Raw genomic sequence first — 11,293 nt, 5'->3', positions numbered from 1 at the left:
TCTCACCATCAACCGCGTGCGGGGTTGCTGCAACGCATGAAACGCGAAAGCGTTGCTATGGCTTAGTTGCAATCGCGGCAAATGCGATATCTCGCCTTCATCTGGCAGATCACTGCAGGCTTTCATGAGCAACAAGCCGAGTTATTCCCTGACAAAACAGCACTACATTAGCGTCACGCCGAATGACAAACGGCTGTCAACCGTGGTGAGAAGAACCTGTGATTACTGCGCAGGTTGCCCATGAAAGTACGAGTTCCCTCACTGCCGTCGTTCCCGAAAAAGCGGCACGCTTTTCAACAGCGAATGCTGGTCAATCCATGTTGCCCTGATGCAAAAAGCGAGGGCAGATGATTCGCTCTGCGCACCGCTCCGGGGCCATCCTTCGGACATGTTCCGCGCTGCGCGCTACGTCCCGCTTTTCGCAGGAATGACAGCACAATGGTCTAAAAAACGCAGCGATATATCAGGATTCACCCCAAACCCGATCAGGCTACTGGCCGCCTATTTCGCAGGAAAGCAGATATCCCACCCCACGCGCAGCAAGCAGCGGCAAGCGCTCGCCGGTCTGTGCCAGCACTTTTCTGCGCAAGCGATGCACCATCATTTCAAGCCGATGCGGGTCGAACTCTTCGGCCCGATGGCTCAGGCTGCGGATGAGCGATTCGCGCGGTACCGGCTGGCCTTTCTGCTGCGCGAGCAGCGTTACCACGCACTGCTCGGACGAGGTCAGTGCAACTGCTTTGCCATACGGTGACACCAATCGCCAACCACCGGCGTCCAGCCGCCAGCCGTGTGCGGTCGTGGCATGATCATCAACTCGCGATACGCGCCGCATCAGTCGGCGTGCCAAGCTTTGCAGGGTTGCCGACAACACCTTTACATCGACCGGCTTGGTCAAGCAGATATCCGCGCCGGCGTTCAATGCATAAGTATGCCGCTCCCGATCCGCATCGCCGGTGAGTACGACGATACCGATCTCCGACATCCCGCGCAGATGCTGCGTGACCGCAAGACCACTATCGTGATCCAAGCCTATGCCGAGCACCGCGATGTCGAACGACCGCGCCAGCATGTGCCGATACAGCTCGGCGGCGCATGCAGCGCCCTGCACCGCAAAGCCATGCCTGCGCAACGCAGGGAGAAGAATCTGCTGACGAAGTGCGGCATCGTCTTCCAACACGACAACGTGAAGGTGCTGCATGAATAGGTGGGCGGACGACAGTCGCTGTTCGGGCATCAACGGGCTCGCTCGTGAATAAGTTCCTGATCAGCTTAGGTGGGATGCGCGGCCAAATTCATAGGAATATGTCTTTTGGCACTGTGGCAAACGTCCTACGCTACCTAGCGTGATTGCTTTTAAGTGCCGTAGGAGGCTCCGCTGTGCATCGTCTTGCCCAATCCCTCGTCCTGACCGCGCTTGCCGCATGCTGCGGCGCCGCTATCGCCGCCACGCCGGCAGATGGCGTACCGCACGGCAGACTGCCTCGCTGGGCGGCACCGGAGTCGTACCAGCTCGCCTTCAAGGTGGATCCGGCGCAGCAGGATTTCACAGGCACCACCACCATCAAGCTCGCACTGAAGCAAGCAGCCGACCACATCTGGATCAACGGCCGCGACCTCAACGTAGGCAAGGTCACCATCACTGATGCAAGTGGCCGTCAGCATGCCGGCAAGTACGTGACGGTTGATATGAAAGCAGGTGTTGCACGCGTCGATTTGGGCAATGTGCTGCAGCCGCAGACGATCACCCTCACTCTCGACTACACCGCACCGCTCAATCAACAGCTGCAAGGTCTTTACAAGGTCAATCACGCCGGCACCCCGTATGCGATGACGCAGATGGAACCGGTCAGCGCGCGCTTCGCCTTCCCCGGCTTCGACGAACCGGATTTCAAGACACCGTACGACATCGCACTGACCATTCCGTCGGCGCTCACCGGCGTCGCCAATACCAGCCAAATCAGCGAAACACCAGCCGGGGGCGCATGGAAAACCTTGCAATTCGCCCGTACGCAGCCGCTGCCTACGTATCTGGTCGCGTTCGCCGTGGGTCCGTGGGATGTCGTCAACGGCCCGACCATTACGGCGGACAGCTACCGCAGCGAGCCGCTACCACTGCGCGGCGTCGCCACGCAGGGTGAAGGCCATCGCATGCAGCATGTACTGAGCGAAACGCCGAGCATTATCCACACACTGGAGAACTATTACGGATTCGGCTATCCATTCGGCAAGCTCGATCTGCTTGCGGCACCGGATTTTTCTGCAGGCGCGATGGAAAACCCGGGCCTGGTCACGTTCCGCGACTGGTTCCTGCTGCTCGACCCGCAATCACCGACGAAAAACGTACGCGATTCCTTCAACGTCACCGCGCATGAGCTTGCGCACCAATGGACGGGTGACACCGTGACGCTGGCCTGGTGGGACGATCTGTGGCTCAACGAAGCCTTCGCGACCTGGATGCAACAGAAGGTAACGATGAAGGTGCATCCGGAATACCGTGCCGATCTGGATCGCATCGCTGCTGCCGAGAACGCCATGGAGAACGACAGCCTGGTCAGCGCACGCAAGATCCGCCAACCGATCACCGGCATCGGCGACATCGAAACCGCGTTCGACAACATCACCTATCGCAAGGGTGCCGCGGTGCTCGGCATGTTCGAGGGCTACGTTGGTGAGGATGTGTTCCAGAAGGGTATGCGCGCCTATATTCAGCAGCACAAATTCGGCAATGCCACGGCCGACGACCTGATCGACGCGATCGCCACCACGGCGAATCAGGGCACGGCGTTCAAGCAAGCCTTCGACAGCTTTCTCAATCAGGCCGGCGTGCCCTACGTTCAAACGACGCTGGAACATGAAGGTGGCAAGACCATCCTGCACCTGAGCCAGGGCCGCTACCTGCCGATCGGCAGCACGGGCGATGCTACACGCGTGTGGGGTATTCCGGTGTGCGTGCGCTATGGCACAACCAGTAGCAGCAAGACCCAGTGCGAAATGCTCGACAAGCCCGAGGGCACGATGGTGTTGGCAGATGCTGGCACGTCCGCCTGGGTGATGCCGAACGCGAATGCGCGCGGCTACTATCGCTTCAGCATGTCGAAGCCGGCATGGGCTGACCTCACCAAGCACGTTGACGCATTGAACGATGGCGAACAGCTCGCCTATGCCGATAGCATCGACGCCGGCTTCCGCCGTGGTGATTTGGATGCCAGCGATGTGCTCACCGCGCTCCAGCCGCTTGCCACGGCGAAAACGCGTGAAGTAGCGGTGGCGCCCCTCAGTACGGTGATGTGGATCTACCGCTATGAAGCCAACACCGATGCTCAGCGCACCGCCATTGCCGACTGGGTAACGAAGGCCTACCTGCCCCGCATGGAGCAGCTTGGCTACCAGCGCAAGGCAGGCGAGGCTGACGGCGACAGCCTTCTGCGCACCACACTCGCGCACGCGCTGGCACTCGACTTCAATGTTCCCGAAGTACGTACTGCCTTGCTGAAGCAAGGCGATGCTGCCTTGTCGAAGAAACAGGATGGCAGTCTGAATCTCGCTGCGGCCGATCCGGATCTGCTCGGCGACGCACTCGCCGTCGCCGTGCAGGAACGCGGCAAGCCCGCCGTGGATGCCTTGATCGCGGAACTGCCCCGCACCACCGATCCAGCATTGCGCAACGCCATGCTCGCTGCGCTCAGCGCGGCAAATACGCCGGAGCTGGCGAACGAGGCGCGTGATTTCGCGATTACCAAACAGGTGAAGGTCGGCGAGATGGCTGCCATCTTGCGCGGTGGCCGTGACACACCAGCAGCACGCGATGCGTTGTGGCAATGGTTCACGGCGCACTACGACCAGGTGCTGGGACGCACCGGCAGTTTCGCCAGTGGCTTCGTGCCGCGTCTCGCCGGTGGTGGCGGCTGTTCCACGGCCGAGGCCGATCGCCTGGACACTTACTTCAAGCCACGCTTGAAGGACCTGGCCGGCGCGGATCGCGGGTTGGCGCAGACGCGCGAGCAGATCTTGCTGTGTGCGGCGCTCAAGGCCAAGCAGGACTCTGCTGCAATATTGCGCTGAGCATTCGTGGTCGAAAGTGAAAGAACCGGATAGTTTTTGCTATCCGGCTTTTTGTAGGTTGGGGTGCAAACCCCAACATTGCCGTTCTAATCGACATGACAATGTTGAGGTTTGCACCCCAACCTACGTGACTTTCGGAGATCAAAAGGCCGGACGGTTTTCGCCGTCCGGTTTTTTTGTGCGCGCGAATGACAACGCACTTCTCGATGTCGTCACACATCGTCGACACCAGCAGCCATAGTCTCAATCAATCAACTTCATAAGAACAATCAATTTCATAATCGTCCTAACTGAGACTACGCTCGAGGCGTCGACCGTCAGGTCCCTCTGCATTTCCCTCTCAAGCCCAACGCCACGAGGTGATGTCATGAGCAAGCTGAAAGGCTCCAAGACGGAGCAGAATCTGAAAGACGCATTCGCCGGCGAATCCATGGCCAACCGCCGGTATCTCTACTTCGCATCGAAGGCCGATGTGGAAGGCTACAACGACGTATCCGCCGTGTTCCGCTCCACCGCGGAAGGCGAAACCGGCCACGCCCACGGCCATCTGGAATATCTCGAGCAATGCGGCGACCCGGCTACCGGCAAGCCGTTCGGTCCCACCAAGGAAAATCTGCAAAGCGCCATCGCGGGCGAAACCCACGAATACACTGACATGTATCCGGGCATGGCCAAGACGGCGCGCGACGAAGGTTTCGATGAAGTGGCCGACTGGTTCGAGACACTGGCGAAAGCGGAACGCTCGCATGCGAATCGATTCCAGAAATCGTTGAACGAACTCGCTTGATGCTTTAGCGCCCTCTCCCCCTCCGGGGAGAGGGCTTTCATCGTGGCAGAGACGGAACCCCATGGCAGACCCCATCGGCACCACGCGCGAAGGCAGTCTCGAAGCACCCACCCGCCATCCTTTGGATTGGTTGAACCCTGAATTCTGGGATCGCGCATCGCTCGATGCCGAACTCGAACGCGTCTTCAACATCTGCCACGGCTGCCGCCGCTGCGTCAGTCTTTGCCATGCGTTCCCTACGCTGTTCGACCTGATCGACGAATCCGCGTCGATGGAAATCGATGGCGTAAAGAAAAGCGACTACGCCAAGGTCACGGAGCAGTGCTATCTGTGCGACCTTTGCTATCTCACCAAATGCCCCTACGTGCCGCCGCATCCGTGGAACGTGGATTTTCCGCACCTGATGCTGCGCGCCAAAGCCGTCGATTTCCGTGAGCATGGCGCGCCGATGTCTGCGCGAATCCTTTCCAACACACGTGCCGTCGGCAAACTCGCGTCGATTCCGGTCGTGGTGCAAACCATCAATGCGGCGAACAAGAACAAGACCGCACGCAAGCTGCTTGAGAAAACCATGGATGTGGATACGCAAGCGCGCGTGCCCACTTATCACATACCCACAGCCCGCAAGCGCTTGCGCAAGCTCGACGGCGTAGGCGATGCAAAACCCGCCGGACGTACCCGCGGCAAGATCGCTATCTTCGCCACGTGCTATTGCGACCACGCCGAGCCTGGCGTGGTGGAAGACCTTGCCGCGGTGCTCAAACACAACGTGATCCCAACGCGTTTGGTCGAGCAGGAAAGCTGCTGCGGCATGCCCAAGTTCGAGCTGGGCGACCTGGAAACCGTGCGCAAGTACAAAGAGCGCAATATCCCGGTGCTCGCCAAGATGGCACGCGAAGGCTGGGATTTCACGGCGGCCATTCCATCCTGCGTACTGATGTTCAAGCAGGAGCTGCCGCTGATGTTTCCGGACGACGAAGAGGTGGCGCTGGTGCGCGATCGTTTCTTCGATCCTTTCGAGTACCTGGCCGAACGCCACAAGGCCGGCTTGCTCGTTACCGACTTCAAGCAATCGCTGGGCAGGATTGCCTGGCAAGTTCCCTGCCATCAGCGTGTACAGAAGATCGGCCCGAAGACGGCCGACATCCTGCAGTTGGTGCCGGATACGGAGATCACCACCATCGAACGCTGCTCCGGCCACGACGGCACTTACGGCGTTAAGCACAAAACCTATGCGCTGTCGCGCAAACTCGCCAAACCGGTGGAAAACCGCGTCACGCAAGCCGAAGCCACGCACTTTACCAGCGATTGCCCGATGGCCGGCAACCATATCGCGCACGGACTGGGCGACAAACCTGCAGCGGAACATCCGTTGAGTCTGTTACGCAAGGCCTACGGCATCTGACAACCGCCATGAACACGCCACCTTCAACTCACATCATGAACAAACTGCAGCGCCACGATCTGCTTACGCTCGAAGCCTATGCCGCGCAGCGCAACGAATTTCGCGCCCGCGTGATGGCGCACAAGAAAAGCCGCATCGTGCACCTCGGCGAGCATCTCACGTTTGTGTTCGAGGATCGGCTCACCATCCAGTATCAAGTGCAGGAGATGCTGCGTATCGAGCGCATCTTCGAAGCAAGCGGCATCAACGATGAGCTGGAGGCTTACAACCCGCTGATTCCGGACGGCAAGAATCTCAAGGCCACGTTGTTCGTGGAATACGAAGATGTCGAGGAGCGCAGACGCGAACTGGCACGGCTGACCGGCATTGAACACGACATCGTATTGGCCGTTGCAGGACACGCGCCGGTGACTGCGGTGGCGGATGAGGACATGGACCGCAGCACGGAAGAAAAGACCGCGGCGGTGCATTTTCTGCGGTTTGAGCTGGATGACGGGATGATCAAGGATTGGAAGACGGGTGCGGCGGTGACGCTCGCATCCATGCATTCGGGGATGCGCAAACAAGTCACTTTTTCAGAGGCGTTACGCAAAACATTGGCCGCGGATTTCACGTAGGTTGGGGTGCAAACCCCAACACGGCATGTGCCCAAACATAGCGATGTTGGGGTTTGCACCTCAACCTACGATGCATGCACTAGTAGTGCAGTACTGCGCGCAGCGGAACCTCTTGCGGCCATAACGCCCTGCCCTGCAAGGCCAGCAGCTCGATCACCACCGAGGCACCTACTAACTCAGCACCGAGCTGACCAAGCAGATGGCGTGCTGCGCCGAGCGTGCCACCGGTTGCAAGCACATCGTCCACCAGCAGCACGCGTTCGCCCTGGCGCACGGTGCCGACACGTGCCTCCAACCGATCGGTACCGTATTCAAGCTGGTAATCCGCATGCATCACCGGCGGCGGCAGCTTGCCCGGCTTGCGCAAAGGAATAAACCCTGCGCCAAGCTTCTGCGCCATGGCGGCAGCAAAAATAAAACCGCGCGATTCCACACCGCACACGGCCTTCACGCCACTGTCCAGCCATGGCTCGATCAGCGCGTCGATGCAGCTCGCGAACGCGGTGCCGTCGGCCAACAGCGGGGTGATATCGCGAAACGTGACGCCTGGCTTCGGGAAATCCGGTACGGCACGAATCAGGTTCTCGAATGAGGTCATGCAAATGCTCCAGTGATCAAATTTTTCATGCGTAGATTCCAAAGACCTCATTTCTTTTCATACTCAATCTCATCGTCGTCATTCCGGCGAAAGCCGGAATGACGACAAGGCAAGATATGTCCCCAGGACAAATACGGAAGCCCACTCACGCTTAACTAGCCAGGCTGCGGCACCAAACTGTCCTGATCGTCATCCAACTCGCGGATCGCCAGCCTGGCCTCGGCCAGCGCATGATCGATCTCACGCACGACAGGCTCGGCCGCCTCCACGCTCGAATCCGGCACCAACACCGCCACGTAATCCAGGGCGGGCAACTGCCCAACACCGCCGGTGAGGTATTCGCCGGAGATGAAGGCGGGCACTTCCGCATGCTCCAGTGCATCCTTCACCAGATGGGCATCAATCAGATTCTGGGCGCGATAGACGATACGCATGGCTGCACGCTACCGCTGCCTGCGCGACTCGGCAAGCCATTCACCAAAAGGAGCCGATGCCTGCCACGCCCTGGGCGCCGTGCTTGCGCGCCTCATCGGCCAGTGCGGGCGCCATGCCACCCAACGCATAGACCGGCAGTGGGGTGGCCTGCGCGAGCGCCTGGAAGCGCGACCAGCCGAGCGCGGGGGTACCAGGATGGCTCGCTGTGGGGCCTACCGGCGAGAGTGTCGCGACATCAGCAAGATGTACGCTCACGCACAGCTGAGCCGCATCGTGACAGCTGGCGCTGATCAGCTGCGACCACGGCAAGGGGCGCTCCAGAAGCTCATCCAACTGCGCGGATTTCAGATGCACGCCGATACCTGCCCCAAGCTGCCGCGCGCCGTCGATATCGCGGTTGAGTAGCAGATTCGCCTGGTGGTGAAGCGCCAGCGGTTGCAAGCGCGCGGCTAACGCGCGCACGTGCTCGATCGGCCAAAGAGGAAACCGCAGCTGGATCAGTCGGACGCCACGCTCCATCGCCTCGGCGATGCGCACGTACCACATATCGGCATGCTCCGGCGGCACGTCGGCAGGTGTGATCGCGTAAATCACGGGCAGACGCAGCGCCTGGAGGATGGGCCGATCCGCCGGCGCAAGCGTGGCCAGGTCGACCTCCCATGGCAACTGCCATCGCAGTGCCTGCCCTTCCAGCGGTGCAGGCGTGCCCTGCCAATGGGTGAATTGCCAAGCGTCGAGCAGCAGGCCGCGCTCTCCGTAGTGCCAAGGTATGCGGACGAGGGGAACGCCATCTTGCGGCTTGATCAGAACACCGAGTTCTTCACGCAACTCGCGCACCAGGGCGAGCCGCGGCGCTTCACCCGGCTCCAGCTTGCCGCCGGGAAATTCCCAAAAACCGGCGAGATGTTTGCCTGCCGGACGCTGCGCCAGCAGCACCCTGCCCTGCGTGTCACATAACACGCCGGCCATCACATGCAGCATGTTGCCGGACGTATCGCTCACTTAGTGCGTGCGGATGTACTCGACCATATCGAAGTCGTAGCTGTGCTGCGCATCCTTCTTGTGGTGGGTGCGCTTGACTTCGGTCCAATCCGTGAAATGGATGCCGGGGAAGAACGTATCGGCGCCATCCACCGCCGCGCCTACCCAGGTGAGGTACAGGCGCTGCGCCATCGGCAGCGCATCGTGGAACACCTTGCCGCCACCGATCACCATCAGGCCGGTACCGTCGGAGCGCGCCTGCGCCTCTTCGATCGAGCGCACCGTGATCTGGCCAGGGAAAGGTGCTTCATGGCGATTGGACAGCACCATGTTGACGCGGTCAGGCAGCGGCCGGCCGATCGACACCGCGGTGTTGTAGCCCATCAGCACGTGCTTGCCGACGGTCAGCTGCTTGAACCATTTCAGATCGTCCGGCAGATGCCAGGGAAGCTGGCCCTTGCGACCAATAGCGAAGTTCTCGTCGAGGGCGGCGATCAGCGAAATGGCCATGGATGCTCCAAAGAAACGGTGACTGTCATAAAGACCGGGGCTTGGCCGGCCGACCGCCTATTATAGCGTTTGCGGTGGGATCGGCACGCAGGCCGGGATGCCAATTCCAGCTTTTTTCGCAGGTTCTTGAGCGGGCATTGGTATCCCCGCCGTTTACACCGCCACCGGTGCCTTGATCGCCGGATGCGGATGGTAATCCTCGATCACCACATCCTCGAAACGGAAATCGAAAATCGACTGCACATGCGGATTGAGCGTCAATCGCGGCAGCACACGCGGCTCGCGCGTCAATTGCAGACGCGCCTGCTCGAGATGATTGTTGTACAGATGCGCATCACCCAGCGTGTGCACGAAATCACCCACGCCAAGTCCGCATACCTGCGCCATCATGTGCGTAAGCAAGGCATAGCTGGCGATGTTGAATGGCACCCCGAGAAAAATATCGCCGGAGCGCTGATACAGCTGGCAACTCAGCTTGCCGTTCGCCACGTAGAACTGGAACAGCGCGTGGCAAGGCATCAACGCCATCTTCGGCAATTCGCCCACATTCCAGGCACTGACGATCAAGCGGCGCGAATCCGGATTGCGCTTGATCTCTTCCACCACCCAGCGGATCTGATCCACCACGCGACCATCGGCCGTCGGCCATGCACGCCACTGCTTGCCGTACACCGGACCGAGATCGCCCTGCTCGTCCGCCCATTCGTCCCAGATGCTGACGCCGTTTTCCTTCAAATAGGCGATGTTGGTATCGCCCTGCAGGAACCAGATCAGCTCATGCACGATCGACTTCAGGTGCAACTTCTTGGTAGTGACGAGCGGAAAGCCTTCATTGAGATCGAAGCGCAGCTGCCAACCGAACACGCTGCGCGTGCCGGTGCCGGTGCGATCGGTTTTTTCGGCGCCATGTTCCAGCACGTGGCGAAGCAGATCGAGATACGGTTTCATAAGTGCAAGCTTACGCCGATGGCGCGGATTCCGCTTTCGCCAGCGTCGGTGCCTTGCGCGAAAGCCACAGCAAAAAGAGGCCGATCACGATCAACGGCAGCGACTGTATTTGCCCCATCGTGAGCCAGCCCCACGCCAGATAACCCAGCTGCACATCCGGCACGCGCACGAATTCCACCGCGAAGCGGAAGCAGCCGTACATCAGCGCGAACAATCCGGAGATGAGATAACGCGGGCGCGGCTTCATCGACACCAGCCATAGCACGGTAAACATCACCACGCCTTCCAGCGCCAGCTCGTACAGCTGCGAGGGATGCCGCGGCAAGCCGTTGAACTGTTGCATGAGTTGCGTGAGGTGCGGATCGTTCGCGGCAAGCGCGGCGTCTTCGTCGCGCGCGTTGGGGAAAATCATCGCCCACGGCACATCGCCCGGCTTGCCCCACAACTCACCGTTGATGAAGTTGCCCAGACGTCCCAGCCCCAAGCCCAATGGCACCAGCGGCGCCACGAAATCCACCGTATCGAAGAAATGCAGCTTGTGCCGGCGCGACCACCACAGACCCGCCGCCAGCACGCCGAGCAGGCCGCCGTGGAAACTCATGCCACCATCCCACACACGGAACAAGGCCAGCGGATCGGTCCAGATCCAGCGATTGCCGCCTGCGTAATAGAACAGCATGTACCAGATGCGACCACCCAGGATGATGCCCATCATCATGTAGAACATCAGGTCGCCCAACGCATCGCGGGTGACCGGCAAGCGTCCGCGCTTGCGGCGGTACTCGCCCAGCAGCCAGCCCCCCAGGAAACCGAGCAGGTACATCAGTCCATACCAGTGGACCTGGATCGGCCCCAGCTTCACGGCGACCGGGTTGAACTGCACGACAAAAGGCTGCGTCATGGGATAACCGATAAAACCCAAAGGGCGCAGTTTAGCGGAAGGACAC

General features: G+C 60.2%; 11 protein-coding genes. 4 read left to right on the top strand and 7 right to left on the bottom strand.

The genetic code is table 11. The features are described from left to right. Positions 1–490 precede the first annotated feature (490 nt). On the bottom strand, positions 491–1,237 hold the full coding sequence (locus tag IEX75_RS11805) for a response regulator transcription factor (RefSeq protein WP_229720796.1): 747 nt from the start codon (positions 1,235–1,237) through the stop codon (positions 491–493). Positions 1,238–1,380: 143 nt separating this feature from the next. Between IEX75_RS11805 and IEX75_RS11800 the strand changes: the two genes are divergently transcribed. The 4 genes from IEX75_RS11800 (at position 1,381) to IEX75_RS11785 (ending at position 6,874) form a co-directional block, all read left to right on the top strand. Continuing rightward, positions 1,381–4,065 (top strand): M1 family metallopeptidase, encoded by a 2,685-nt coding sequence (locus IEX75_RS11800; protein WP_188794538.1) that lies wholly within the window; start codon positions 1,381–1,383, stop codon positions 4,063–4,065. A gap of 367 nt (positions 4,066–4,432) precedes the next feature. Further along, positions 4,433–4,852 (top strand): rubrerythrin family protein, encoded by a 420-nt coding sequence (locus IEX75_RS11795; RefSeq protein ID WP_188794537.1) that lies wholly within the window; start codon positions 4,433–4,435, stop codon positions 4,850–4,852. A 61-nt stretch (positions 4,853–4,913) separates the two neighbouring features. Then, positions 4,914–6,257, top strand: coding sequence for a heterodisulfide reductase-related iron-sulfur binding cluster (locus IEX75_RS11790; protein WP_188794536.1), 1,344 nt, complete (start codon positions 4,914–4,916; stop codon positions 6,255–6,257). A 35-nt stretch (positions 6,258–6,292) separates the two neighbouring features. Next, positions 6,293–6,874, top strand: coding sequence for a DUF3501 family protein (locus IEX75_RS11785; RefSeq protein ID WP_188794535.1), 582 nt, complete (start codon positions 6,293–6,295; stop codon positions 6,872–6,874). A gap of 79 nt (positions 6,875–6,953) precedes the next feature. Here the strand turns inward: IEX75_RS11785 and IEX75_RS11780 are convergent, their stop codons facing one another. From IEX75_RS11780 to lgt, 6 genes are all read right to left on the bottom strand, one after another. Next, on the bottom strand, positions 6,954–7,472 hold the full coding sequence (locus IEX75_RS11780) for an adenine phosphoribosyltransferase (RefSeq protein WP_188794534.1): 519 nt from the start codon (positions 7,470–7,472) through the stop codon (positions 6,954–6,956). A 155-nt stretch (positions 7,473–7,627) separates the two neighbouring features. Continuing rightward, entirely contained in the window at positions 7,628–7,906 is a 279-nt protein-coding gene (locus tag IEX75_RS11775; RefSeq protein ID WP_188794533.1) for a putative signal transducing protein, read from the bottom strand. A 40-nt stretch (positions 7,907–7,946) separates the two neighbouring features. Then, complete coding sequence (locus IEX75_RS11770) at positions 7,947–8,909, bottom strand: Nudix family hydrolase (RefSeq protein WP_284358141.1); 963 nt, start codon at positions 8,907–8,909, stop codon at positions 7,947–7,949. Beyond that, the gene (locus IEX75_RS11765; RefSeq protein ID WP_188794532.1) at positions 8,910–9,398 is read right to left on the bottom strand and encodes a dihydrofolate reductase; all 489 of its coding nucleotides are present in this window, start codon (positions 9,396–9,398) and stop codon (positions 8,910–8,912) included. Between the two features lie 153 nt (positions 9,399–9,551). Beyond that, positions 9,552–10,346: a thymidylate synthase gene (locus IEX75_RS11760; RefSeq protein ID WP_188794531.1), complete on the bottom strand. Its 795-nt coding sequence runs from the start codon at positions 10,344–10,346 to the stop codon at positions 9,552–9,554. Between the two features lie 10 nt (positions 10,347–10,356). Further along, positions 10,357–11,247: a prolipoprotein diacylglyceryl transferase gene (gene lgt, locus IEX75_RS11755; RefSeq protein WP_188794530.1), complete on the bottom strand. Its 891-nt coding sequence runs from the start codon at positions 11,245–11,247 to the stop codon at positions 10,357–10,359. Positions 11,248–11,293 lie beyond the last annotated feature (46 nt).

Origin of the sequence: Dyella nitratireducens (genome assembly GCF_014642835.1) — a bacterium.
GTDB classification, from domain to species: domain Bacteria; phylum Pseudomonadota; class Gammaproteobacteria; order Xanthomonadales; family Rhodanobacteraceae; genus Dyella_B; species Dyella_B nitratireducens.
Note: the sequence above shows the minus strand (reverse complement) of the source record. Positions and strands in the feature narration are given on the sequence as shown.

Bases quoted from the DNA above. Each gene is read 5' to 3' on its own strand.
- IEX75_RS11805 (WP_229720796.1), bottom strand. From the start codon at position 1,237: ATGCCCGAACAGCGACTGTCGTCCGCCCACCTATTCATGCAGCACCTT.
- IEX75_RS11795 (WP_188794537.1), top strand. From the start codon at position 4,433: ATGAGCAAGCTGAAAGGCTCCAAGACGGAGCAGAATCTGAAAGACGCA.
- IEX75_RS11790 (WP_188794536.1), top strand. From the start codon at position 4,914: ATGGCAGACCCCATCGGCACCACGCGCGAAGGCAGTCTCGAAGCACCC.
- IEX75_RS11785 (WP_188794535.1), top strand. From the start codon at position 6,293: ATGAACAAACTGCAGCGCCACGATCTGCTTACGCTCGAAGCCTATGCC.
- IEX75_RS11780 (WP_188794534.1), bottom strand. From the start codon at position 7,472: ATGACCTCATTCGAGAACCTGATTCGTGCCGTACCGGATTTCCCGAAG.
- IEX75_RS11775 (WP_188794533.1), bottom strand. From the start codon at position 7,906: ATGCGTATCGTCTATCGCGCCCAGAATCTGATTGATGCCCATCTGGTG.
- IEX75_RS11765 (WP_188794532.1), bottom strand. From the start codon at position 9,398: ATGGCCATTTCGCTGATCGCCGCCCTCGACGAGAACTTCGCTATTGGT.
- IEX75_RS11760 (WP_188794531.1), bottom strand. From the start codon at position 10,346: ATGAAACCGTATCTCGATCTGCTTCGCCACGTGCTGGAACATGGCGCC.
- lgt (WP_188794530.1), bottom strand. From the start codon at position 11,247: ATGACGCAGCCTTTTGTCGTGCAGTTCAACCCGGTCGCCGTGAAGCTG.